Raw genomic sequence first — 26,498 nt, 5'->3', positions numbered from 1 at the left:
TGATATGATTAAAGAAAAACAAGTACTTGAACAAATACTTGATGCAAGAGAGAAAAGAGCTGAAAAGCAGAGAGAATTAATTAATATTTATCAAAATACTTTGATTTCTTTTACATTAAATATTCCAGGAGTAGAAAAGCAAAATCCAACATTCACAAATATTCATAAAAAAGGTATTGAATTATTAGAAGAAGAATTGAGTAAACAAAATATAAAATTACTTTGTAAAATAGTTCAAACTACTGCTGATGGTGATGAAGCATTCTTAGTAGTTGATGCAGGTCAATGGGTCATAAAAAGAATTACTACAGCTATTGAAGAAAGTCATAAATTAGGAAGAGTATTTGACTTTGATGTAATTAATAAAAATGCAGAACAAGTTAGCAGAAGTGGAATAGGCTTACATTTGAGAAAGTGTTTGTTGTGTAATAATAGTGCAAAAGCATGTGGAAGAAGTAGAAGCCATTCAGTTAGTGAATTATTAGATAAGATATATGAATTAATTGATTATGAAAAATAATATACACAGGCAACTACTAATACTTGAAAATCATGCAATCCAATTAATTGTATACAAGTATACAATTTGAAAATAAATATTTTACTTAATGGAAGGGTAGGTATAAAAAAGTGAAACAAAATATAACAAGAAAAATTCTGCAATCACATTTAGTTGAAGGACAAATGATTGCAGGCGAAGAGATATTAATTAAAATTGACCAAACATTAACTCAAGATGCTACAGGTACAATGTCATACTTAGCTTTTGAAGCATTAGGGATACCAAAAGTTAGAACTGAAGTTTCAGTAAGCTATATTGACCATAATACATTACAAGCAGGTTTTGAAAATGCAGATGATCACTTATTTTTACAATCGATAGCTAAAAAACATGGTATATATTGTTCAAGACCAGGTAATGGAATATGTCATCAACTTCATACAGAAAGATTTGCAGCACCAGGAAAAACATTATTAGGCTCAGATAGTCATACTCCTACTTCAGGTGCTTTAGGTATGATAGCTATAGGTGCAGGAGGAATGAGCGTAGCAATGGCTATGGCAGGACAACCATTTCCATTAGTAATGCCACAAGTAATTAATGTTAAGTTAGCAGGAAAATTAAAACCAGGAGTTGCTGCTAAAGATGTTATTTTAGAAATTTTAAGAATTATGACAGTTAAAGGCGGAGTTGGAAAAGTATTAGAATATACTGGATCAGGAGTAGAAACATTAAGCGTAACTGAAAGACAAACAATAACTAATATGGGAGCAGAACTTGGTGTAACAACTTCTCTTTTCCCAAGTGATAAAGTAGCTTATGAATTCATGAAAGCGCAAGGAAGAGAAAAAGACTGGGTAGAATTATTACCAGATGAAGATGCTGAATATGATGGAGTAATGGAAATAAACCTTGATGAAATTGAACCAATGGTAGCTCAGCCTAGTATGCCAGACAAAGTAGTTAAGATAAAAGATCTTGAAAAAACTAAATTACATCAAGTATTTATAGGAAGCTGTACTAATGCATCTTACAGCGATTTAGCTAAAGCAGCAGCTATTTTAGATGGAAAATGCGTTCATCCAGATGTAAGTCTTTCTGTAGCAGCAGGATCAAAGCAAGTTTTTGAAATGATAGCAAGAGATGGAATACTTCAAAAATTAATTGCTTCTGGAGCTAGAGTACTTGAAAGTGCATGTGGACCATGTGTTGGTATAGGTCAAGCACCTCCATCAGCTGGAGTTTCTCTAAGAACTTCTAATAGAAACTTTAGAGGTAGAAGTGGAACAAAAGACGCACAAGTTTATTTATCAAGTCCAGAAGTTGCAGCAGCTAGTGCTATAGCAGGAGTAATAATAGATCCTAAGGATGTAGTAGATGTAAGTATTCTAGAAACAATAAAAGAATCAATGGATCGTATTGTAGATGACAGAATGTTAGAAGCACCTGTTGAAAATACAGATGATGTTGTTGTAAGAAGAGGACCAAATATTCAACCATTACCATTAAGGGGAGAATTAGATTCAGAAATAAATGCACCATGTCTTATTAAAGCAGAAGATAATATTACAACTGATGATATTATGCCTGCTGGTGCTAAAATTCTTCCACTTAGATCAAATGTTCCAGCTATCTCTCAATATGTATTTAATGGAATAGATCCTACATTTGCTAAGAGAGCTAAAGAAAGTGAAAATGGTGGATTCATAGTAGCTGGAGAAAACTATGGACAAGGATCAAGTAGAGAACATGCTGCTCTTGCACCTATGTATTTAGGAGTTCAAGTAGTACTCGCAAAATCTTTTGCAAGAATTCACCATGATAACTTAATTAATTATGGTATTTTACCATTAAGATTTACTGATGCAGCTGATTACGACAGAATAAATCAAGACGATAAGTTAGTTATTAAAAATGTTAAAGAATTAGTAAGTAAAGGTGAATTTGTTATAACAAATGAAACACAAGGATCTGAAATTAAGGCTTATGCAACGCTTTCAGATAGACAAAAAGAAGTGTTGTTAGCTGGTGGACAATTAAACTTTATTAAGAAATTATTGTAATAATCAATACAATAAATTTTAAAAAGTACTATTATAAAAACTCAATAATTACAAAAAACTCAATAATTATAAAAATTCTTTGGGATGCCATTAGAATTATGTGGTGTGATTCAATGACATCTCAAAGAATAAGTGATAAAAAATTATCTAAATATGATTTTACTATTTATTGAAAATTTACGCAAGATATTAACAGGAAGCGATATTTTAAGGGAGAGTTGAAAATGAATAAAGTAAAATGTGCTATAATGCGCGGAGGTACAAGTAAAGCGGCAGTATTTCATTATGATGATATGCCAAAGGATAAGACTAAATGGTCAGATTTCCTTTTAGATGTAATGGGAAGTCCTGATGCAAGACAAATCGATGGTCTAGGTGGAGCTAACTCATTAACAAGTAAAGTTGCTATAATAAAAAAAGCAGAAAGCAAAGAGTATGATGTGGAATATACTTTTGCTCAAGTTAGTTTAACTGATAGAGTAGTTGATTTTAAAGGAAATTGTGGGAATATTTCGTCAGTAGTAGGTCCATTTGCAATAGATGAAGGATTAGTGGAAGTTACAGGCGAAAAGGTAGCGGTAAGAATATTAAATACAAACACAAATAAATTAATAGTTGCAGAAGTAGAAGTAGAAAACGGGTGTGCAAAAACTGAAGGTGAAGCCTATATTCCAGGGGTACCTAATCCAGGTTCACCAATATATCTAGGATTTTGCAATCCTGAGGGATCTGTTACAGGGAAGCTTTTACCTACAGGCAATGTAATTGATTTCATTGAAACTTCAATAGGTAAAATAAGCATTTCAATTGTTGATGCAGCTAATCCTCTAGTTTTTATTAATGCTGGAGATATTGGATTAAAAGGTACTGAATTACCAGAAGACTTTACAGATGAAAAGTTAAAGCTAATAGAAGAAATACGCTCTATAGCAGCTGAAATGTGTGGATTTGCCAGTAAAGAAGAAGCAACAAAAAAATCGCCAGCTGTGCCAAAGTCAACAATTGTATCAGCATCAGCTGATTATGTAGACTTAAGTGGAAATGAAAGAAAAGAAGAAGATATGGATTTAGTTGTTAGAATGATGTCAATGCAAAAACCACATAAGGCGCTTGCAATAACAGGTGCGGTATGTATAACAGCAGCTGCTAGTATTGAAGGAACTCTAGTTAATAAGTTAGTGCAAAACAGTAGTGATAAAATTACAATTGGTCATCCAGGCGGTGTTACAGATACAATTGCTCAATCTAATGGGGAAAAAATTGAATCTGTAAAAATTCTTAGAACTGCACGTAGAATAATGGATGGTCATGTCTATACAAGAGGAAATTATTAAAAGTTTATTACAAAAGAAAAAATATGATAAATTTCTAAATTTGAAAGGGGAACATTATTATGCATTTTAATATTGGAGCTTTTACGTTAAATCAATTTGTATTATTATTTGCAGCAGCATTTTTAGGATTAGCGTTTGGAAAAATAAAAATTGGAAAATTCTCGTTTGGACTTTCAGGAACTTTATTTTCAGGACTTTTACTAGGTTGGGCAGCAGTTGCTTTTGCAAGAGGTATAGGAGAAGGAGATGCGTTATATAAGACAGCACAGAAAGTTGTGACTGGTGGAATTATTTCTAAAGATTTCTTTGATTTCTTCTTAATTCTATTTATCACAGCAGTTGGACTTTTGACGGGAAAAGACATAGCAAGAGCCTTGAAAAAATATGGATTGAAATTCCTTATAATAGGTTTTGTTATTACATTTACTGGAGTAGCAGCAACATATGGATTTATTGTATCAAGTGATAAATATAGTGCTTACCAAGTATCAGGTATATATACAGGTGCGCTTACAAGTTCACCAGGATTAGCTGCTTCTCTTGAAACAGTAAAAAATCAAGCTGATAGTGTAGAAGCAAGATACCAACAATTATCTAATGAAGATAAGACTAAAGTATTAAAAATGGTTGATAAATCAGGTGCATTAACGCCAGAAAATACACCTGAATTAAGTAAGGAACAAATAGATAAGTTTATTAAGACAGCACAAAGTGATGTAAGTTTAGGACACACATTAGCGTTTCCATTTGGATTATTAACAATTATTCTTTCAGTAGTTTTCTTACCTAAACTTTTCAGAATTGATGTAGATAAGGAAAGAGAAGAATTTGCTGCAGGAATGCAAAAAGAAGCAGAAGGAATGAAAGAAGCAGCTGTAACTAGTGAAAAATCAGAAAATATTAAAGAAGGTAAATTTAATCTTATAGCTTTTGCCTTTGTATGTTTCCTTGGATATTTCTTAGGAAGTTTCAAGTTTAGCCTAGGAGCAGGTGAATTTAGTTTAGGAACATCTGGTGGTGTATTAGTAGCAGCACTTACTTGCAGCCACTTTGGAAAAATTGGACCACTTAACTTTAGAATGGATAGCAAAACATTAGGTGTAGTAAGACAAATAGGATTAGGATTCTTCTTATCTACAGTTGGTTTAATGTATGGTTACGATGCAGTTAGTGTATTTGGAGGTTCAGGTGCAGCAGTAGCTATGATGGGATTAGTAGTTGTTGTAGTATCAATCTTAATGGGATTCATTGTAGGAAGATATGTATTCAAATTAAACTGGATGGTGTTAGCAGGAGCAATTTGTGGTGGTATGACATCAACACCAGGACTTGGAGCAGCTACTGATGCGGTAGGAAGTGATTACCCAGCAATAGGTTATGGAGCAACGTATCCTTTCGCATTAATATACAAAGTAGTGTTATTAATGATATTACACAAACTATTTATAATTTAACATAAGAATAAAATCGATGTATTTTACCAAGGATGATTAATGTGATAGTGATTAATTAGTAGAATAAACAAGTAAAAATAAGAGAGATTTATTACCATAAAATAATTTTATAATGTAAATTCAATATAAAATGTACTAAATCTCTCTTAATTATCATTGCTAAAGGTGTAACAAAGTATGTGATTTGGAAGAGTATTTAAAAAAGATTAAATAAAGAAAATTTATAAAAATAATAGGAACATTGAATTAGAAAATTATAATCATATGAAAAGGACTTTAATAGAAAATTAAGAGAAGAAAATTTCATAGGAATTAAAATATATTAAAATATTAAGGAGAAGATTCAAAGATGAGTATAAATTTAAATTATCTAAATATAAAACAATATAATAACTTATATAGAAATATTAGTGTAGAAGAACTAACAAAGTTTGCAACTGAAAGGAGAGAAGGTACCTTATCGGATAAAGGAGCCTTAGTTGTAAATACAGGAAAATACACAGGAAGATCTCCAAAAGACAGATTTATTGTAGAAGATGATGTTACAAAAGACACAATAAATTGGGGAGAAATAAACTTACCTATAGATGAAAAAGTATTTGATAAAATTTATGCTGATGTTACGGATTATTTAAAGGAAAAAGATCTATTCGTATTTGATGGTTTTGTGGGTGCTTTAAAGGAATATACCCTTCCAATAAGAGTTGTATGTGAATGTGCTTACCAAGCTATGTTTTCAAATCAAATGTTTGTTAGACCAACTGATGAGGAACTTTCTAAGCATATTCCAGAGTTTAACGTGATTTCAGCTCCAGGTTTTAAGGCTAAGGGAATTGAAGATGGGTTGAATTCGGAAGCATTTGTATTAATGAATTTTTCAAAGAAGATAATTCTTATAGGTGGAACAGCTTATTCAGGAGAAATAAAAAAATCTATGTTTTCAGTAATGAATTTCTTACTTCCTCAAAAAGGTGTATTACCAATGCACTGTTCAGCAAATAAAGGAGAAGACGGACAAACTGTCATTTTCTTTGGATTATCAGGTACAGGAAAAACAACACTATCTACAGATCCTAATAGAAAACTTATAGGAGATGATGAGCATGGCTGGTGCGATAAAGGCGTATTCAATTTTGAAGGCGGCTGTTATGCTAAGGCAATAGGCCTTAATAAAGAAAAGGAAAAAGAAATATATGGTGCAATAAAATCAGGAGCTTTACTTGAAAATGTAGTGGTAAATGAAAATGGAGTTCCAGATTACAATGATGGTACACTTACTGAAAATACTAGAGCAGCGTATCCATTACATCATATAGAAAATATTGAAGTTAGTGGTGTTGGAAACACTCCTGATAAAATTATATTCTTAACAGCAGATGCATTTGGAGTAATGCCTCCAATAAGTAAATTAACTAAAGAGGCTGCTATGTATCATTTTATGTCTGGTTATACAAGTAAGGTAGCTGGAACAGAAAGAGGAATAACAGAACCTAAAGCTACATTCTCAGCTTGTTTTGGAGAACCATTTATGCTTTTAAATCCAGCAGTTTATGCAAAATTATTAGGTGAAAAAGTTGATAAAAATAATGCAGAAGTTTACCTTATAAACACCGGCTGGGTAGGTGGAGCATATGGAAAAGGCAATAGAGTTAATCTTTCTTACACAAGAGAAATGGTTAATGCAGTAATTGGAGACAAGTTTAAAGATGTCAAATTCAATGAACATCCAGTATTTAAGGTACTTGTGCCAGAAGTGTGTCCAAATGTTCCTGGTGAGCTTCTTGATGCGAGAGGTTTATGGGAAAATAAAGAAGAGTACGATAAAAAAGCTGAAGAATTAGCACAAAAATTTAATAAAAATTTTGCGAAATTTAATGATGTATCAGATGATATTGCAAATGCAGGACCAAGTCTATAAATATCTGCATGTAACTTGATGATTCTATATAGTCCCTTGTACTAAAAGTTGAAAATAGTAATTATAAGGAATACTTACAATGGTATTGGAGGAACAGAATTTATGGGAAGGTTTATTATAGAAGAAGCTAAGAGATGTTTAAATTGTAAGAAGCCAATGTGTAAAGAAGGCTGCCCAGTTAATACTCCTATTAATGAAATTATAGAAATGCTTTTAAATGGAAACATTATGGACTGTGGAGAAAAACTTTTCGAAAATAATCCATTGTCAGTAATATGTTCACTAGTATGTCCGCATGAAAATCAGTGCGAGGGACATTGTGTTTTAGGAAGAAAAGGCAGTCCAGTTCAAATAAGCTTAATAGAAAACTATATATCAGACTATTATTTAAATTTCGATACTAATAAAACAATAAAAAAAGTTAACAAGAAAGTTGCAATAATAGGCTCAGGTCCGGCAGGAATTACTATAGCTATTATGCTTGCGACTAAAGGTTATGACATAACTATTTTTGAAGCACTTGATAATATTGGTGGAGTTTTATGGTATGGAATTCCAGAATTTAGATTACCTAAAACTGTTCTATTAAAATTAAAAGATAAATTATTAAGCATGGGAATAAAAATAAGACCAAATACTTTAATTGGGTCGGCTATAACTGTTGACGATATATTTAGGGATGGATATGAAGCTATATTTATTGGCACAGGGGTGTGGAAACCTAGAAATTTAGGTATAAAAGGTGAAACTTTTGGACATGTTCATTATGCTATAGATTATTTAAAAAATCCATCAGTCTATAACTTAGGTAAAAGATTATGTATAGTAGGTGCAGGCAATGTAGCAATGGATGTTGCAAGAACAGCTCTGAGAAATGGCTGCACAGATGTTAATATAATGTATAGAGAAGGGCCTGAAAGCATTGAAGCAGAACCAATTGAAGTGGAATACGCTAAAATTGACGGTGTTAAGTTTGAATTTTATAAAGCCCCAATTGAAATAGTTGATGAAGGTATTAAATATGTGCAAACTAAAATTATAGAATGCACTGATGGAAGTAAAAAAATTGAATACTGTGAATCTACAGAGGCTATTTTTAAAGCGGATTCAGTAATTTTGGCAATTGGACAAGGACCCCGTTCAAACATTGTTTCCAACACTATAGGAATAAATGTTAATGGAGTTGGGTTAGTAGAGGTTGATCAATTTGGAAGAACTAGTAGAATAGGAGTATTTGCATCAGGAGATGTAGTAACTGGTGCAAAAACAGTAGTTGAAGCTGTAAGAGTATCTAAAATGGTAGCACAGGCTATTGATGAGTATGTTTGTTCACTAGAAGAGTAGATATAAAATACGGTTTGCAATAATTTAAATTAATTGTGAAGGGGAGGTGAAATTGAACTATTACAAAGTAATAGTTCAATTGGCATATGGGTATAAATGTAAAAGAAGAATCGTTAAGATTACATAAAGAGAAAAAAGGTAAACTTGAAGTAGTAGGAACTATGCCATTAAGAAATGGTGAGGATTTAGCATTAGCCTATACTCCAGGTATAGCAGGACCATGTTTAGAAATCGCTAAAGATAAAGAAAATGCATATGAGTATACTATAAAAGGAAGAAGTGTTGCTGTAATAACAAATGGAACAGCAGTACTAGGTCTTGGAAATATTGGATCACTTGCAGGACTTCCAGTAGTTGAAGGTAAGGCATTATTACTTAAAAGATTTGGAAATGTGGATGCAATGCCAATTTGTATAGATTCTACTGATTCAGATGATATAATAAATACAATAAAAAATATTTCAATAGGTTTTGGCGGAATACATCTTGAAGACATAAAAGCTCCAGAGTGTTTTTATATTGAAGAAAGACTAAAAGAAATACTTGATATACCAGTGTATCATGATGATCAACATGGAACAGCTATTGCAGTTTTAGCAGGATTATATAATGCATTGAAAATAGTAGACAAAGATTTAGCTAAAATAAAAGTTGTTATAAATGGTGCAGGTGCTTCAGGTATAGCAACAGCTAAACTTTTAATTTCAGCTGGAGTAGAAAATATAATATTATGTGATATAAATGGTGTTGTTGTAGAAGGTGATGCAACATTAAATGAACCACAACAAAAAATTGCAAGGGTTACTAATAGCGGTTTAGAAAAAGGGAAATTAGAAGATGTTATCAAAAATGCTGATGTCTTTATAGGTGTTTCAGATGCTAATACATTAACTAAAGAAATGGTAGAGAGCATGAATAAAGATAGCATAGTTTTTGCTTTAGCTAATCCAACTCCAGAAATCATGCCTGATGAGGCAAAAAAAGCAGGAGCTAGGGTTATAGCTACAGGAAGATCTGATTTCCCAAATCAAATTAATAATGTTTTGGTATTCCCAGGAATTTTCAAAGGAGCTCTAAAGTCTAGAGCTAAAGACATATGTGATGAAATGAAAATTGCAGCTGCAAAAGGAATTGCTAATTTAATAAATGATGATGAATTACATGAAGAATATATAGTGCCTACAGTATTTAATGAAGAAGTATGTGATGCAGTTTGCAATGCTGTTACTGAAACAGCAAGAAAGTTAGGTACAGCTATAGATTGGAAATAATCTGTATTAAGATAAGGCTGAATTGTTGCTATAAAAAAAGCTTTATATATTAGTGAAAAAGTTAATCCAGAAAAGCTGTTGCAGATTCAATACGTCTGCAGTAGCTAGTTTCTTGCATTTGAAATATTGAGGGTACTTGCTATAAATAACATATATATAAATAATCAGAAATGCTATTTGTAAAAGAGCAAAAAAATCTATCTTTTGGAGTAGGATTTCTATGCTCTTTTGACTCTTAAATAAATAACTATACTATATCAAGTAAAGAAGTACAGTAATTTGTTAGGATTTTAATATTTGAATTACCTCATCTTTAGTGTAAGTGGTTTTATCTTTTTTACTTTGAATAGTTTTAACTTTTTCATTTATAATACAATCAAAAGTTTCTACAGAATTATTGAGTTCGTTATTTGTTATGCATACAGATTCATTGCAACATGCACAAAATCCAAAACCTGCACATTTTGCGTTGCGTGTACTATAGTCATTTTCATTATTTTTATAGCTCATAATATAAATTCCCCCTTGATTTTTATGTTAATTTTTATTTTCCAATATTCAATAGTTTAAACTAAATTTTTATATTATTAGGTTAATTGCGCTTTATTAACCAGATTGTGAATATTCTGTAATATAATAATAAACTATAAAGTATAAAATGTAAACTATATATTATAGTTTATTACTATTTTTTGTTGTTTGATAAATATAATTTGTCATGATAAACTAAGATTATGTGGTGTGTCGGCGTGAAAGTTGCGGCGAAATGGAGGTTAAAATGATTCAAAAGCGAAATTTAACAAAGGAAAAAATTATTCAAACTACTTTTTTGTTAGCTGATGAAATTGGGCTTAACCAGATTAGTTTTCCAAAAATTGCAGAAAAACTTAATATAAAATATCCATCATTATATAATCATTACGAAAATATAGAGGACCTTAAAATAAAAATGACAATATACTTTTTAGATAATTTAAATTCAGAGTTAATGAAAAGATTAATAGGAAAAAGTGGTGATAACGCTATTAGAGAGTTTTCAGATGTATATAGAGAATTTGCTATTAAAAATAAGAGTGGGTATAGACTTTATATGAACATTCCAAGTACTGAAAATGAAGAAGTAAAGCGTTTATCAAAAGAAATTAATACCATGATACATAGAATTTTAGAATTTTATAATGAGGATAATGCATTTATAACTCATAAAAGCAGAGCCTTGAGGAGTCTTTTACATGGGTTTGTGTCCTTGAGTTCTCATGGATATTTCCAAACGCCAGTGGATTTAAAGGAAAGTTTTAAAGTAATGATTGATGATTTTATATTTAATATATCAATATCTATACAAAATAATTCTAATATTTGAAGTTGAATTTTCATTATAAAAATTTAATGATTTTTCTAATAAACTGTCTGTATTGGACTATCATTTTCTAATAGTCTTTTAAGCCTAAAAATTAATAGAGTTAAGGTATTGTTTAATTTTTTGCTTAGTTTCTCTAAGTGAATTGTTTACATTTGCTAAAGGTAGTGCTTCAGCAGTACTTTGCGTGGTGCTATATTTAATTATTCATGAATAATCTGTAATAAAAGAAGTAAGAATCAATTTTAATTGATTTTTACTTCTTTTATTATTTCTTAAAAGTGAGATGATTTTAAATTATTTTATAATTAAAAAAGAAAATAATAATAATTATGTAATTGCGTGTATAAATATCTAAAAAATAAATGGAGTTAGTGTAAATGAAAAATAAAAACACAACCAATAGTGCAAGAGAATACACTATAAACTGCAGTATTTTCAGATAAGTATTTATAAAAATGAATAAATTAAGAATAAATGAATGAAATTGTTTGAAAAATTGCAAAAATAATTTTAAAAATCTTGTGCGAGCATATAGTGATGTGATATTATAAATATACAGTAATGATGGAAATGTGGATTTAAATAAATGTAAGAATTAACTCTTATAAGAGAGAAATTATATAGAAAAAACTACTTGTTAGAAAATAGCAATACAAAAAAATTAGTATTTGCAAGCTATTAAGCAAAATAGAAAGGATGATATTGATGAAGATTACTTATATTGAGCATAGTTGTTTTTCAGTCGAATTTGAAAATGTGGTTCTATTGTTTGATTATTATAAAGGACAGCTTCCTGAGTTTGAAAAAGACAAAATAATTTATGTGTTTTCAAGTCATATGCATCATGATCATTTTAATATGTCAATTTTTGAACTATTAAAAGAATATCCAAATATTAAGTATGTTTTTTCAAGTGATATTAAGATTGCTTTTGGACGGAGTTTATTTAATATGCATGGGGTTACTGATGATATTTATGAAAAGATTGAATTCATGAGAAGTAATGATGTTCTTGAAACCATAGATTTAAAAATCGAAACTTTAAATTCAACAGATGAAGGAGTAGCATTTATTGTTACAGTAGATGGTAAGACAATTTATCATGCTGGTGATCTAAATTTATGGGTATGGAATTACAAGGATGAAGATTTTAATGATAATATGCTGCAAGATTTTGAGAGAGAAATAGCAAAAATAAAAAATAGACATTTTGACGCTGCTTTCCTAGTTTTAGATCCTAGACAAGGAGAATGGTTTAACTTAGGTTTTGATTATTTTATGAAAAATACTAATACAGATAAAGTTTATCCAATGCATTTTTGGAATGATAATTCAGTAATAAATATGTTAAAGGCAATGAATTGTTCTGAAATATATCGTGAGAGGATAATTTCATATTGATAATTAATATAATAACTATAACTGTGAAAAATATTTAAATAATCTTACAACTGAATAAAATAAAGAACATTTATGATAATACGTAACGTATAAAGAATCTTCTGTTTATTAGACATAGAAGGTTCTTTATTTTTTTACATGCAAAAATGGTGCTGTAAATGTCAATATCAAAATGTAACTTGAAAGTACAATGCAAGAATTATACTTATGCAACAATTACCGAAATCAGATACATTTATCTTCCACAGGACTAGTGAAATTTTCGCTGGATGGGTTCTAAGTGGAAGGTTGCCCCCATTTCTGCATGTTCCTAAAGTAAATTTATGACAAGCAGAAAATGGAACAACCTTCCACTAATAACCATCATCAGCTCAATTTCATATGCCTGCTTCCAGAAAAATGTATCTAATTTATAGTGTAGTGTTGAGATTATAATTTCTCAATGATGCATGTATATTACATTTATAAGTTGAATTATTAATTTGGATATCTATATATAAAATAAAGTCTTAAGTCATCTGATGTGCACAAAACTAATGTTAAAATCCTCTGTTTATAAATTTAACTTCAAAATATGATTGACGAATCAAAATAAATATGTAATAATTTATTTATAGTAACTTACTAAAAGTAATAAAGTATAGTTAAGTGCTTTTGTTGAAAATAGTAAGTTTTGAGATTTTAATATATCAATTCAACAATTTTGATTAAGTTATTAATAATAAATAGGAGGAGTGCAAAATGTTAAAAAAGATTGATAATAAAAATATGGGGATGAGTGATCTTGGATGGTTAAGAAGTAAATTTCATTTTTCCTTTGCAGAATATTATAATCCCAATAATATAAACTTTGGAGTTTTAAGAGTTATAAATGATGATTTAGTTGAAGTTAATACTGGATTTGATACTCATCCTCATAGAGACATGGAAATAATCTCATATGTAGTTGATGGCGAATTAACACATGGAGATAGTATGGGGAATAAAAATACAATAACACGTGGTCATGTTCAATATATGAGTGCTGGAACTGGGGTATATCATAGTGAACACAATTTAGGAAAAGATAGATTGAGATTTTTACAGATATGGATTTTCCCTGATAAACAAGGTTATAAACCTAACTATGGAGATTATAGATTTGATTGGAATAAAAGAGAAAACAAATGGCTTCATATGGTTTCAAGCAAAGATGGAGATGCACCAATAAAAATAAATCAGGATATAAATGTTTATTCTTTAGAACTTGAGGAAGGAAAAGAGATAAATTTTCAAGTTGATGAAAGAAGACAGGCATATTTAGTTCAAATAGAGGGAAAGGCTTTAATAAACAGTATTGAGTTAGAGGATCGTGATGGAATGGAAATAGTTGAGGAAGATATTCTAATCCATTCTAAAGAAAACTCCCACATTTTAATTTTAGAAATGAGTAAAGAAAACTAATATTAAATTAGTAGATTTTATTTATAAGAGAAATAATAAAAAAATATTTTAGATAACTAGGAGGAATGATTAATGTCAAAAGATTTTTTAACTGCAGTAGCAGATAGACGTTCATATTATGGAATTAGTAAGGAAACAGTAGTTTCAGATGAGAGAATAAAAGAGATTATAGAGCATGCGGTTAAGCATACTCCATCAGCATTCAATTCACAAAGTGCAAGAGCGGTTCTCTTGCTTGGAGATCAGCATGATAATTTGTGGAATATTACAAAAGAATCTTTAAGAAAAATTGTACCAGCTGATCAATTCAGTTCTACTGAAGAAAAAATAGATTCATTTAAAAATGGGTATGGTACAGTTTTATTCTTTGAAGACAGTAGTGTAATAGAGTCACTTCAACAAAACTTTGCTTTGTATAAAGATAATTTTCCAATCTGGTCTCAGCAAGCAAGTGGAATGCATCAATTTGTTATTTGGACAGCACTTGAAATTGAAGGATTTGGAGCATCCTTGCAACATTATAATGAGCTTATTGAAAATGATGTGAAGAAAGAATGGAGTATACCTGACAACTGGAAGCTAATTGGGCAAATGCCATTTGGAAAGCCTACAGCAGAGCCGGATGAAAAGAAATTCCAACCAGTAGAAGAACGTATAAAAGTATTTAAATAAGCTAAAGGTTAGAATTAAAAACAAATGATAATTATAAATAGTTGAGGAATTAAAAGATGATAAAATCAATAATTTCAAAGATAAAAAATACATTTAACTAAATATTTAACTTAGTTTGCCTTGTAATTTTAATAATAATTTATTAAAGACTAATATAGGAAATTTATTTGTTTTCTTATATTAGTCTTAATTTTTTCTCATAAATTAAAATTTAGGAAGTTTTACGTTAATTTTTATAGAGAATAATTTGTGCAAATAACAAAAGATATATAGAGTATATGTATATCTTTTCAGATTTAATTGACAATAATCAACGGAAAAGGAGTTGAATAGTAATGAAGAGAAAAATAAAACGTGTAATAATGTTCGTGATACTTATATCATTAACTCTAACTAATATAACCTATGCACAGCCAGCAACAAGGCAAAATGCACCATATGGTCCAAAAGTTGAGGATTTAAAAGGTAAAGAAGATATTATTCAAAACTTACAACAAATGAAAAAAATAAGAGCAAATTTAACTGTTATAGAAATAGCTGAGAGTTCAACAGAAGAACAACTAAAAAATACATATAAAAATTTAGAAAATTACATTCAACAATTAAATATTATTAGAACAAACTTAGAAAATCATAAAAATACATATAACGATTCTTTTCCAGATATATATTTTTCAGAAGAGATTTCATTTGTAGCTGAAAGTTATATTATAAGCATAAGGAATCAACAGAGCTTGATAACAGCTTTGGAAAATAGTAAGGCTGAATCGAAAAAACTATTTTATTCAAATTACTTAATACCTGTATATTATTATCTTACTTTAGGAGACCAAATGGTATCATACGTTGATACATATTTTGTAGTATCATAGTAGACTTAAAGAACAATTTGAAGTAGGATTTAGTGACTTTAATTTATAAAATGGAAGAACAAATTTTGTCAAATGATTAAATTATGTTAAGAAAATATTATGAATCAAAATGATTTGATACATATATTTATAAAATATAATAAGCTTAAAAGTTGTTTATTAAATAACTATTTTGTTCATATAAGTGAAAGGATCAATAGACATGGAGTTAATATATAGATTGAGAAAACCAAAGTGTTTTATCTTGTAGTCCCATGCTGGATCTATTTAAATAATCTTGCTTCTTTTTATCAGCTTCCTTTTTATTTTTGCCAACGAGTTGCTTTCTAAATCTTTTTCCATTGACATCTATTCCTACATCGCAAGTTATTCTGTAATATTCTTTTCCATTAGAACTGAAGTTAGTTTTTACGGCCATGAGATAATCCCCCCTTGTTTATTATGTCTATTAATTAATAGATTAATAAGTATTAGAAAACATTTATGTAAATATTATTTTATGTATTTGTAAAACTGCTATTAGTTAGATCGGCTTTTATAATACGTAGACTAGAGAATATGAAAATTTCAAAATTATAAATAAAATTATTAAAATGAAAAAATTAAAAAAGTACTTTACAACTTGATGGAATAAATTTACAATTAGGTAAATAGAAAGTGATTGTGAATTTGAAACAGTTAAGAGAGGAACGTGGAATTAAAGCATATAAGTTTGCTGAAAAACTTGACATAAGCAGAGTACAGTTTAGCAATATTGAAAATAGAATAGCTTAAAAAATATCATTAGAACATAAACAGATATATATGGAAATTAAAATTATTGCATTAATTTAAGAAGGAAAATGAATTTTAAATTTTCATAAATGAAAAATAATAGCTAAATTTAAAAAGAAGTGTCTTGCTAGTAATGTATGTATACTATTATGTTTTAACATGCAAATTAATTGGAGTTACTCCATCTTTTGAAGGTCTTGTGCAATTTGAAATATTTTATGTGAGGGAGAGGAATAATTATGTCTGATGTTGTTATGTGGGTTAAATTTAAAGTGGATATGTATGAAGATACTAAACTTAAGATAATAGATAGTGAGGAAAAAAGAGATTTATATTATTATATTTGGGCAAGGTCTATTGTTTTAGCTGGAAAAATAAATCTTGGTGGATATTTGTACATTACTGAAAACATGCCACACACAATTAAAACGTTGGCCATAGAATTTAATAGAAGTGTTGGAGAGGTAAACGATGCATTTAAAATACTTAGAAAATTAGAAATGATTGAACTTACTGAAGATAAAGTTTTTAAAATTAAGAATTGGGAAAAGCATCAAAATGTTGAGGGAATGGAAAGGGCTAAGCAATTAAATATTAATAGAGTTGCAAAATGTAGAGCAAAAAAGAAAGCAGCTAATGATAATGGTGAAAACACTTCTAATGATATTAATGGAGATATCAAGGAAAGTAAAAATAATTATACTATAGAAAATAATAACAAAGACTCCTCAGATAAAAAGTGTAATGTTACATGTAATGCTGAAAATTCAAATTGTAACGTTACAGTAATGGAACAGAATAAGAAAGAGATAGAGAATGAAAATAGTGTGGGTGATATAAATAATAAAAGTTTAACTTGCAATGAGGAGGTAAGTAAGTCTAGTCTCTTAGAAAATAATAATACCAAAAGTGAATCTTCAGAGGACAATATTAATCTCAAAGATTTAGAACTTATACAATATCATGAGAAAATCACAGGTAAAGTTGGTGGATGTGACTATGTAGCACTTAGAGCAGCTATTGATATTCATGGTGTGAAGTGGGTTAAGATGGCTATGGATGTTGGCTTTGAAAAGAATTGTCCTGATATAAAGTACGCTATTGGGATATTAAAAAACTGGAGAAGAGAAGGGTACCCAGAAGAAAATATGGAGGTGAAGAAGAATGGGGTTAGAAGCACTGGAACTAGTAACACAACAGATAAAAATATATTTGCAGGATTCAAACCAAAAGAACCACGAAAGCTTACAGAAGCTCAACGAAAGTGGGCAGAGGAAAACCTTATATAAATGCGACAAGTGTTGTGATATCGGTTTGGTTTTGGTACCACAGGAGAATATGCAGAGCCAATAGCTGTTAGCTGTGAATGCAGAAAAATAGAAAAGCTATTTCAGCCTTTAAAGATTTAAGTGTTTGTGATTGCTGCAAAGAAGCTTTGTGGCAAGAGCAAAGATGCATGTATAGGAATGTTCTTTGAAAATTCAATAGGGGAATATTTACAAAATATGCTATAATACTAATAGATAAATTGTAATTTATTGATGAGTCATGATTAAAGGAATGAGTAGAATATATGGATAAAGAATATATAAAGAATAAAATTGAAGAATTACTTGATGATTATGAATTATTGAAACATATTGCAATTAAAATGGATACTAAGAATATAGAAATAAATTATCAGGATTGGTTTAATAAATATCCTATTGGAATTATTATAAGTGAATTAAATTTCGATTATGAGTATATTAAAAATAATATTCAGGAATGTTTTATTAAAGCAAAAATATTTGATTGTGCCTGCTCGGAAGAATGGAGTTTAGATTTTTTTAATATATTAGAAACAGAACGAGAAAAGTTAATGGATTTGCAATTTTATAAGAATATATTTACTTATAAGCAAAAAATAATGAGATTTGTAAAATACGATAAGTTTTCGAAAGAATTTATTTGGTTTACATCGTCTAATGGAATGAGTAAAGAGATGCAAAATTATTTTTTAGATGAATTTAAAGATGGAGTTATTATTGAAATAGGCGGTTGTTATGCTGGTGATCATGAATGTTATATTATAGGAGACAAAAAAGTATTTGTAGTTAATTATGGAATATGGGATTAACAGATTTTGGGCGAATACAAATTCAAATTTAGAGGAGATTTAGTTATGATGATACATTTTACTAGAAATAGCGTATGCATGGGTGATGATTGCTTTGATAACAGCAGAGACTATGAGTTTGATAATCAGGCAACATGGGAAGACATTATGCCTGTTATTAAAGATAATCATTTTCTCGCTTCTGTATCAGGAAACGACGTGGTGTGGGTTCTTCAGAATTCGAAGAAAGAAGAAATTATATCGTACTTTACATATAAGGACATTATTATCCGCTGTACTACAAAGACCTTACTTTCAGAGATCTGTGATGAAGTTTATGAACTTCATTTCAAATATTATTCATCTCCGTCAAAACGTGGGGAATACATCGAAAATATTAATTATAATAGACAGTATAATATGTGGCATGATGGATGAATTGAAGAGTACAAGCTATGTAAATAACAAATTATAATTTGAAGGAGTAATTATAGAAATGAGATATGAGGAAAAAATTAAGATAGCAAAAGAAAGCGGAATTACTATTCCAGAAGGTATATTAAATAAAAATATTGTTGGTATATATGAATTTTTTAAGATTAAAGGAAATGAAGAATTCTGCTTTTATATCGGTAAATCTACCGATATAGTATATAGACTATTAGGATCTAGTAGTGGTCATATTTATATGTATATAAATAATAATTTTTCAAAAACAGTTCCTTTAAAAATCAAAGAATATCGTGACGATGGCTATGATATCAAAGTAAAAATCATTGAAGTTGATTATTCTGATAATTCTTTTTCAAAAGCTGCTCATCGACTTGCATTAGTTGAGCTTCAAGAAATAGTAAAATATCAAGAAATGGGCCAATGCCAATTTCAAGTACCTGAAGGTGTAGGAACAAATGAAGAAAAATTTTGGACTGAAAACTATAAAAAAGAGTGATATAAATGAATCTTTATTGTTAAATCCTTGTTTGATGAATTGATAAGTAATACAACAAATTTCAATTTGTACGCTTATAAAAAGAGCAGCTATGCTGCAATACGGAACTTTCCTTATACGAATATATCTAAATTCTTAACTGGAATGGTAAATTTCAATTTGTAATATTGAAAACATAAGTATTAACTAATTGAAAAAGATTAATTGGCAATAGAATATGAATAAATAATAGAAGCTCATCAGCCGATAAGCTTCTGTTTTTGATACCCAAACTAAGTTACATCAAATTTAACAACTTGTCCTTGAGTAACTTGAACGGCTGATTTTTTAATTAAGTTGCCAGAATTAGTTAACAAAACATCCTTGGAAATTATAGTGTCTATAAGTGAATTTATCTCTTCTTTAGTAATATCTGTTTTAATACCAGGAATATTTAAAGTGATTTTTTTACCAGATGATGTTAGAAAAGCATATTATAATCAAAACATAGATAATATAAATTTTTTTGAAGCACTAGAGAATTAAAATAGATTAATAATAGAGGATTCTGGTTATTAAAATTTAATAGTTGAGTTTAAAATACAATAGTTTTGGGTTATAATTTTAATAAAGATGAAATTATAGATAGTTATATAAATGAGGTGAATTTATATGGAATTAAAAAAAGATAATAATAACTTATATGATCAATTCTTAAAATATTCGTATTCAGAGTTGAAGGAATTATTTGATAATGCAAAGACAAAAGAAGAACAGGATTTTTATATGAATATGGCTAATTTGGTACTTCAAAGAGAACAAAGAAGAGTTATAAAGGAAATGCATGTATAATGAAAAGATATACTTTATTTGCAGGTGTGAATGGTGCAGGAAAAACCTCAATATATAAATCTGTTTTCTTCAATGAAAATTATATAGGAAAGCGAATTAATACTGATGAAATGGTTGAAAGAATTGGTTCCTGGAAAGATAATAATCTTCAAATTAGAGTTGGTAGAGAAGCCGTTAAAATGATTGATTATTATATAAAAAATGATATTTCATTTCACCAAGAAACTACTCTATCTGGTAAGAGTATAATTAAAAATATGAAGAAGGCTCAAGAATATGGCTTTTTTGTAGTTATGAATTATATAGGTCTTGAGAATTCTGATATAGCAAAAGAAAGAGTTAGGTTTAGGGTATCAAAAGGCGGTCATGGAATTCCAGATGAAGTAATAGAGAAGAGATACGTTGAATCACTATTAAATCTTAAAGAGGCTATTAATATTTGTGATGAAGTTAACATTTTTGATAATACAAATGAATTTATACAGCTCATAAATATTAAAAATGGAAAGTTGGTTTGGCGTGACAAGATTATACCAAAATGGGCGAGTACAATATTAAAAGAATTATAAACTTAAAGAAATAAATATAAAAAATAGAAGCTTATCAGCAGATAAGCTTCTATTTTTAGTCTCTAAACTGAGTTACGTCAAATTTTTTTATTAAATTATTCATATTATTTTTTAGGGAATTGGTAGCATAGGCAACAAATCTATGCTTTTCTAAATTGTACATAGAAACAGATTTGAAAAGTGATTGATAACATTTTTGCTGAATGTCTAGATTGTTATATACATCAATAAAAAGTTCTTAATGTTAATATTTCTTTGATTTTAAGATAGAACTGTTATAATTGGAACTACTTGGATAGAAGTAGAGGGCTATATTGCAAATTTATAAGTAGAGCTAAATTTGTGTGAAGAAATAAAATTATTTTTCAGAATATTTAATAAATTGTTGCAAAATAAAGAACAGTTTATTATAATTGGTTTAGGCGCCATAATAAGTAAAATAGTTAAAACTTTAACAATCAATATGAGATTTATATGAAGAATGAAATAAATAAATATGTTTTGAAGAGAAAAACTATGTTTTTCTTTTTAAAACGTTGATATTGATTGATATTTAACAAACAATGTTTTATGCATAAAATTGTGTTATAAGAGCGTAAACCTAATTATTAACCATTAGAAACCAAAAATAAACACAAATTATTAAAAAGGGGAGAATACTGATGAAGGTGACAAATATCGAAGAATTAATGAAAAAATTAGAAGAAGTAAGAAATGCTCAAAAGGAGTTTTCTACTTTCACTCAGGAGCAAGTAGATGAGATTTTTAGAGAAGCCGCTATCGAAGTTGCTCATCATAGAATCAGCTTAGCTAAAATGGCTGTAGAAGAGACTGGTATGGGAATTATAGAGGACAAGGTTATTAAAAATCATTTTGCATCAGAGTATATATACAATAAGTACAAGGATGAGAAGACTTGTGGAGTTATAGAAAGCGATGAAGCCTTTGGTATGACTAAGGTTGCAGAACCAATAGGAGTTGTTGCAGCTGTTATACCTACAACTAATCCAACCTCAACAGCAATATTCAAATCATTGATATCATTAAAAACTAGAAACGGTATAATTTTATCACCACATCCAAGAGCAAAGAACTGTACTATAGCAGCAGCTAAAATAGTTCTTAATGCGGCAGTGAAAGCAGGAGCTCCGAAAGGAATTATTGGATGGATAGATGAACCTTCAGTTGAACTTTCACAAGAGTTAATGAGAGAGGCAGATATAACTTTAGCAACTGGCGGACCATCAATGGTTAAAGCGGCCTATTCATCAGGGAAACCAGCACTAGGTGTTGGACCAGGTAATACTCCGGTTATAATTGATGAATCTGCTCACATTAAAATGGCTGTAAATTCAATACTTCTTTCAAAAACATTTGATAACGGAGTTATATGTGCATCAGAACAATCAATAATAGCATTAGATTCAATATATAACGAAGTTAGAAGAGAATTTAAAGAAAGAGGAGCATATATACTTAATCCTGAGGAAGCAGATAAAGTTAGAAAAGCAATATTTATAGACGGAAGCATAAATGGAAAAATTGTAGGTCAATCAGCTTATAAAATAGCTGAAATGGCAGGAATTAAAGTTCCGGAGACAGTAAAAGTTTTAATCGGAGAAGTTGAATCTTTAGGAGAGGAAGAACCATTTGCACATGAAAAATTATCTCCAGTACTTGCAATGTATAGGGCAAAGAATTTTGATAATGCCATAGAAAAAGCAAAAGTACTACTAGAATTGGGCGGACTTGGACATACATCTGTATTGTATGTAAATTCAATAACAGGTAGGGATAAAATAGCTAAGTTTGGTGGAGCCATGAAGACTGTAAGAACATTTATAAACATACCTGCATCACATGGGGCAAATGGAGATTTATATAATTTTAAAATAGCTCCTTCATTTACATTAGGTTGCGGTTCATGGGGCGGAAATTCTGTTTCAGAAAATGTTGGACCTAAACATCTTTTAAATATTAAAAGTGTAGCTGAGAGGAGAGAAAATATGCTTTGGTTTAAAGTTCCTAAAAAAATTTACTTCAAATTTGGATGTCTTGGATTTGCACTAAGAGAATTAAAAGAAATGAATAGAAAAAAAGCTTTTATAGTTACTGATAAAATATTAGAGGAACTAGGATATGTTGATAATGTTACAAAAGTTTTAGAAGAAATAGGAATTAGCTTTAGAGTGTTTTCAGAAGTAGAACCTGATCCGACTTTATCCACAGCTAAAAAAGGTGTAGCTGAAATGTTGAGCTTCAATCCAGACACAATTATATCCATTGGTGGTGGATCACCAATGGATGCTGCCAAAATCATGTGGGTATTGTATGAACATCCAGAAGAAAAGTTCGAAGACCTTGCTATGAGATTTATGGATATAAGAAAGAGATTGTATCCATTCCCGAAACTAGGAGAAAAGGCAATGATGGTATCAATACCAACATCAGCAGGTACAGGTTCAGAAGTTACTCCATTTGCAGTTATAACAAATGAGAAATCAGGAATCAAATATCCGCTTGCTGATTATGAATTAACACCGGATATGGCAATCGTTGATGCAGAGTTAATGATGAATATGCCAAAAAGTTTAACAGCTTCTTCTGGAATAGATGCGTTGATTCATGGTATAGAAGCATATACATCAGTACTTGCGTCAGAATATACTAATGGACTAGCACTAGAAGCCATAAGATTAATATTTAAATATTTACCTGAAGCATATGAGGATGGAGCGACTAACGTAAAGGCAAGAGAAAAAATGGCTCATGCATCAACAACAGCAGGTATGGCTTTTGCTAATGCATTCTTAGGTGTATGTCACTCTATGGCACATAAACTAGGGGCAGAACATCATATACCTCATGGAATTGCTAATGCATTATTAATAGATGAAGCTATAAGATTTAATGCGGTGGACAACCCATTAAAACAAACAGCATATCCGCAATATAAATATCCAAATGTAAAGAGCAGATATGCTAGAATTGCAGATTACTTGAACTTAGGAGGAAATTCAGAAGAAGAAAAAGTAGAATTATTAATCAAAGCTATAGATGAATTAAAAGAAAGGCTAAACTTACCAAAGACAATTAAAGAAGCAGGGGTTTCAGAAAAGAAATTCTATGCAACTCTTGATGAAATGTCAGAACAAGCCTTTGATGATCAATGTACTGGGGCAAATCCAAGATATCCATTGATAAGCGAAATCAAGCAAATGTTCATAAATGTTTTTGATAAAGCTGAATAAGAAACTTAAGAGGAATATTGATATTAATAAATTGGGTGAATCTTTTTAGATTCACCCAATTTTATGTATAATTTTAAAATTTTTATATTTATATGTTATGCAAAGCGACATATTTTTTGTGCTATAATATTTAGCGATATACATTTTATGGGAGGAAAGATAAGAAGTTTAAAACTTTATTAAGTATTAGATAAAGCAGATCATAATTTACAAATAGAGGAGATTTTTTTACTTTTTAATCAATGAATGTTTTGTAAGAGTTAGTGACTAATACATTGTTTGAGTACCTAGTGGCGCATACTACGCGTCGTAGTATCTCGTTCGGTTCGCTCGTCATAGTTTGGTGGTTATTTTAAGATGACTTTCAGCTGACGGTTTCCGGACGGTGGGACTATAGCAGGCCTAAGCAATAGACCAGGTGCTATTATTGAAATTGATAACAGTCCATCTCGCGATTTATATAATATTTTGGCCTATTCATTAAAATCAAGAGAAAAAATAGAGATAGTATACATGGCAGAATTGAAATGAGCCAAGATACTATCTCTATTATTGTATTTGTGGGATAAAATGCGTACAACTTAATTAGTGGCGCAATATAAAATAGTATACATTTCTTATAATTTTAAATCTAATTCATTATCATTAAATTTTATATAAACATAAATTACACACTTATTTACATGGTTAATATAAGGTTATATATCAGAATTGTAATACTTATTATTGACCAAGTAAAAAGTGAAGATTATCAAGTGTTACAGGATATAGATAATCAATTTTCATTTGTGGTTGCCAAATAAAACCATCGCTTCGAGTAATTTTACCTTGAACTTGATATAATTCTTTTGCAGCATATTGATTTGCTGGTAAAGGTAATGGTGATTGGAATCCTCCCATTTGTTCTATTCCATTGACAAGTTTATAAAATCCAATCCAATATGCTCCATTGCTATCATCAGAAATATACAGTTTTGAAATAAGAGCTTGGTTAGGGATAAAGGAAGCGTTACTTAAATCTATTTCTTGATATGGAGACAACCATGGACCATTGCTACCATAGTTTTTATTTCCAAAATTAAATTTCATGCCCAAATTCATATAACCGGTTGTACCACTTTTATATGCGCCTCCAAAATAGAAAGAGTAATTTTGTTGACTAAAGTTATTTTCTACCCCAGTTTTTGCGTCTACAACTGCATAATAAGTTCCTGGTTTACAGTTAAAATAAATTGCTTCAGGTGCATTTCCAGTTTGTACAGATTGTAGTCCTGCAATTTGTCCATTCGGAAGAATTTGCAATATATACAAATCATAATCGCAATTATTAGGTATATTAGTCAATAATGCGGCTGCTACTCCACCATTTGCATCTAAATCAGATTGAGTTATATCTATTTTATACCAATCCTCATCGGTAGCAGAATTAAGATTTGCTTGAATCACCTGATTTTTAATACCTGATGTTGCCACGCCAGAATTATTGTTTGGCTCATACTTATCAGGTGTGTATGGATCAGTAGCTGAAGCTAAAGTCTTTAAATTAGAAAATTTATTTAATTTATCTTTCAATTTTGACTGCACATTAGTGCTAAAATCATCCATATTTAAAACATCTACCTGTTTTTTGATATTATCCTCTATTGTAGTTTTAAGGGAATCATTTTTAAATGCTAAATCAGATTTGTCATTATTTTCTGCTGCGAAAACATTGCTTGAAAATAATAACTGCATAGCTGCTACTAATGAAATTATTTTATGAAACTTCATCCAATATTCCTCCTATTTCACAAAAATTTAAGCATCATGATATTTCATGACCTTTTGACATAATATTCCTTAAGGAAAAGTATTATTGTTTTAATTTCATATTTATATATTTATTGTATTGCAAATAAATATAACCCTATATAAGAAAAATAAAGCTTTATATGATTATATTACAATAATTAAGAGAGACAAAACATTATGTGAACATAAAAGAAGTAAATTTGGACGTATATGTAGATTAAGTAATGAATATTTACATTTAAGTAATTATATTTATATAGTAGGCTTAAAGTAGTTAAATGTGATGAAATAGAAGTTATGATTCAATGAAAAGGATATTTTAAAATCTTAAAAAGATATGAAGAAGGCAATTTTAATGAGAATGAATTACGAATTAATACGGAATCTATTTATTCTAAAAATGATATAAATTATAAGATTATATTCTTATAATGTCGATAATGGAAGTCAATCTGATTTTATAAATGGAATTTAAAGAGTTTTACAATAATGAATAGTGAATCATATCATAAGTGAGTGATAAATTTACTGAAATTAGATAATGAAATAGTTGAGAGAAAGGGACAGCTTCGCCTACATAATGAACCCCACGAAAATC

Annotated in this window: 25 protein-coding genes and 1 pseudogene; 21 read left to right on the top strand and 5 right to left on the bottom strand. The window is 29.5% G+C overall.

From position 1 onward, the window contains the following. Positions 1-4 precede the first annotated feature (4 nt). From citX to CSPA_RS18115, 7 genes are all read left to right on the top strand, one after another. Positions 5-520 (top strand): citrate lyase holo-[acyl-carrier protein] synthase, encoded by a 516-nt coding sequence (gene citX, locus CSPA_RS18145; RefSeq protein ID WP_015393813.1) that lies wholly within the window; start codon positions 5-7, stop codon positions 518-520. A 110-nt stretch (positions 521-630) separates the two neighbouring features. Further along, positions 631-2,565: an aconitate hydratase gene (locus tag CSPA_RS18140; protein ID WP_015393812.1), complete on the top strand. Its 1,935-nt coding sequence runs from the start codon at positions 631-633 to the stop codon at positions 2,563-2,565. Between the two features lie 224 nt (positions 2,566-2,789). After that, positions 2,790-3,899 (top strand): 2-methylaconitate cis-trans isomerase PrpF family protein, encoded by a 1,110-nt coding sequence (locus CSPA_RS18135; protein ID WP_015393811.1) that lies wholly within the window; start codon positions 2,790-2,792, stop codon positions 3,897-3,899. Between the two features lie 59 nt (positions 3,900-3,958). Further along, positions 3,959-5,353 (top strand): aspartate-alanine antiporter-like transporter, encoded by a 1,395-nt coding sequence (locus CSPA_RS18130; protein ID WP_015393810.1) that lies wholly within the window; start codon positions 3,959-3,961, stop codon positions 5,351-5,353. 349 nt (positions 5,354-5,702) lie between these two features. Beyond that, a complete protein-coding gene (gene pckA / locus CSPA_RS18125; protein ID WP_015393809.1) occupies positions 5,703-7,271 on the top strand; it encodes a phosphoenolpyruvate carboxykinase (ATP) in 1,569 nt (522 codons plus the stop codon). Positions 7,272-7,373: 102 nt separating this feature from the next. Continuing rightward, the gene (locus CSPA_RS18120; protein ID WP_015393808.1) at positions 7,374-8,615 is read left to right on the top strand and encodes an NAD(P)-dependent oxidoreductase; all 1,242 of its coding nucleotides are present in this window, start codon (positions 7,374-7,376) and stop codon (positions 8,613-8,615) included. Between the two features lie 86 nt (positions 8,616-8,701). Next, the gene (locus CSPA_RS18115; RefSeq protein WP_015393807.1) at positions 8,702-9,886 is read left to right on the top strand and encodes an NAD(P)-dependent malic enzyme; all 1,185 of its coding nucleotides are present in this window, start codon (positions 8,702-8,704) and stop codon (positions 9,884-9,886) included. Between the two features lie 282 nt (positions 9,887-10,168). Here CSPA_RS18115 and CSPA_RS18110 read toward each other — a convergent pair whose 3' ends face one another. Further along, a complete protein-coding gene (locus CSPA_RS18110) occupies positions 10,169-10,396 on the bottom strand; it encodes a hypothetical protein (protein WP_015393806.1) in 228 nt (75 codons plus the stop codon). A gap of 268 nt (positions 10,397-10,664) precedes the next feature. On the opposite strand from CSPA_RS18110, the gene CSPA_RS18105 reads away from it, so the two are divergent. The 5 genes from CSPA_RS18105 to CSPA_RS18085 all read left to right on the top strand — a co-directional run bounded on the left by CSPA_RS18105 (position 10,665) and on the right by CSPA_RS18085 (position 15,637). Next, positions 10,665-11,249: a TetR/AcrR family transcriptional regulator gene (locus CSPA_RS18105; RefSeq protein ID WP_015393805.1), complete on the top strand. Its 585-nt coding sequence runs from the start codon at positions 10,665-10,667 to the stop codon at positions 11,247-11,249. Between the two features lie 705 nt (positions 11,250-11,954). Further along, entirely contained in the window at positions 11,955-12,650 is a 696-nt protein-coding gene (locus CSPA_RS18100) for an MBL fold metallo-hydrolase (RefSeq protein WP_015393804.1), read from the top strand. Between the two features lie 741 nt (positions 12,651-13,391). Next, positions 13,392-14,093, top strand: coding sequence for a pirin family protein (locus tag CSPA_RS18095; protein ID WP_015393803.1), 702 nt, complete (start codon positions 13,392-13,394; stop codon positions 14,091-14,093). Positions 14,094-14,165: 72 nt separating this feature from the next. Further along, positions 14,166-14,765, top strand: a complete 600-nt coding sequence (locus tag CSPA_RS18090; RefSeq protein ID WP_015393802.1) for a nitroreductase family protein — start codon at positions 14,166-14,168, stop codon at positions 14,763-14,765. 335 nt (positions 14,766-15,100) lie between these two features. Further along, positions 15,101-15,637, top strand: coding sequence for a hypothetical protein (locus tag CSPA_RS18085; protein ID WP_015393801.1), 537 nt, complete (start codon positions 15,101-15,103; stop codon positions 15,635-15,637). A gap of 208 nt (positions 15,638-15,845) precedes the next feature. Here CSPA_RS18085 and CSPA_RS18080 read toward each other — a convergent pair whose 3' ends face one another. Continuing rightward, positions 15,846-16,055, bottom strand: a complete 210-nt coding sequence (locus tag CSPA_RS18080) for a hypothetical protein (RefSeq protein ID WP_015393800.1) — start codon at positions 16,053-16,055, stop codon at positions 15,846-15,848. A 245-nt stretch (positions 16,056-16,300) separates the two neighbouring features. On the opposite strand from CSPA_RS18080, the gene CSPA_RS29245 reads away from it, so the two are divergent. The 5 genes from CSPA_RS29245 (at position 16,301) to CSPA_RS18060 (ending at position 19,458) form a co-directional block, all read left to right on the top strand. Next, entirely contained in the window at positions 16,301-16,411 is a 111-nt protein-coding gene (locus CSPA_RS29245; protein WP_144053538.1) for a helix-turn-helix domain-containing protein, read from the top strand. 239 nt (positions 16,412-16,650) lie between these two features. Then, positions 16,651-17,700, top strand: coding sequence for a phage replisome organizer N-terminal domain-containing protein (locus CSPA_RS18075; protein ID WP_015393799.1), 1,050 nt, complete (start codon positions 16,651-16,653; stop codon positions 17,698-17,700). Positions 17,701-17,984: 284 nt separating this feature from the next. Beyond that, the gene (locus tag CSPA_RS18070) at positions 17,985-18,530 is read left to right on the top strand and encodes a hypothetical protein (protein ID WP_015393798.1); all 546 of its coding nucleotides are present in this window, start codon (positions 17,985-17,987) and stop codon (positions 18,528-18,530) included. Positions 18,531-18,575: 45 nt separating this feature from the next. Further along, the gene (locus CSPA_RS18065) at positions 18,576-18,947 is read left to right on the top strand and encodes a hypothetical protein (protein ID WP_015393797.1); all 372 of its coding nucleotides are present in this window, start codon (positions 18,576-18,578) and stop codon (positions 18,945-18,947) included. Between the two features lie 58 nt (positions 18,948-19,005). Further along, positions 19,006-19,458 carry a hypothetical protein gene (locus CSPA_RS18060; RefSeq protein ID WP_015393796.1) on the top strand — a complete coding sequence of 151 codons (453 nt, stop codon included), beginning with the start codon at positions 19,006-19,008 and terminating at the stop codon, positions 19,456-19,458. A 272-nt stretch (positions 19,459-19,730) separates the two neighbouring features. Here the strand turns inward: CSPA_RS18060 and CSPA_RS29240 are convergent, their stop codons facing one another. Next, positions 19,731-19,901: a DUF2922 domain-containing protein gene (locus tag CSPA_RS29240; protein ID WP_085953969.1), complete on the bottom strand. Its 171-nt coding sequence runs from the start codon at positions 19,899-19,901 to the stop codon at positions 19,731-19,733. Here CSPA_RS29240 and CSPA_RS29810 point away from each other — a divergent pair. The 3 genes from CSPA_RS29810 (at position 19,822) to CSPA_RS18050 (ending at position 20,858) form a co-directional block, all read left to right on the top strand. After that, on the top strand, positions 19,822-19,983 hold the full coding sequence (locus CSPA_RS29810) for a hypothetical protein (RefSeq protein ID WP_158399836.1): 162 nt from the start codon (positions 19,822-19,824) through the stop codon (positions 19,981-19,983). The genes CSPA_RS29240 and CSPA_RS29810 overlap by 80 nt on opposite strands. Before the next feature lie 126 nt (positions 19,984-20,109). Next, positions 20,110-20,289, top strand: coding sequence for a hypothetical protein (locus CSPA_RS18055; protein WP_015393795.1), 180 nt, complete (start codon positions 20,110-20,112; stop codon positions 20,287-20,289). Further along, a complete protein-coding gene (locus CSPA_RS18050; protein WP_015393794.1) occupies positions 20,289-20,858 on the top strand; it encodes an ATPase in 570 nt (189 codons plus the stop codon). The genes CSPA_RS18055 and CSPA_RS18050 overlap by 1 nt, the downstream gene beginning before the upstream one ends. Positions 20,859-20,940: 82 nt before the next feature. Here the strand turns inward: CSPA_RS18050 and CSPA_RS30620 are convergent. Then, positions 20,941-21,090: pseudogene (locus CSPA_RS30620) on the bottom strand (sigma-70 family RNA polymerase sigma factor); the annotation flags it as partial. Between the two features lie 430 nt (positions 21,091-21,520). On the opposite strand from CSPA_RS30620, the gene adhE reads away from it, so the two are divergent. Further along, on the top strand, positions 21,521-24,109 hold the full coding sequence (gene adhE / locus CSPA_RS18045; RefSeq protein WP_015393793.1) for a bifunctional acetaldehyde-CoA/alcohol dehydrogenase: 2,589 nt from the start codon (positions 21,521-21,523) through the stop codon (positions 24,107-24,109). Between the two features lie 723 nt (positions 24,110-24,832). On the opposite strand, the gene CSPA_RS18040 is transcribed toward adhE, so the two are convergent. Then, positions 24,833-25,879 (bottom strand): hypothetical protein, encoded by a 1,047-nt coding sequence (locus CSPA_RS18040; RefSeq protein WP_015393792.1) that lies wholly within the window; start codon positions 25,877-25,879, stop codon positions 24,833-24,835. Between the last annotated feature and the right edge of the window lie 619 nt (positions 25,880-26,498).

The sequence above is a fragment of the Clostridium saccharoperbutylacetonicum N1-4(HMT) genome (assembly GCF_000340885.1).
In the GTDB taxonomy this organism is placed as follows: Bacteria; Bacillota; Clostridia; order Clostridiales; family Clostridiaceae; genus Clostridium; species Clostridium saccharoperbutylacetonicum.
This window is presented reverse-complemented; position numbering and strand designations above follow the sequence as displayed.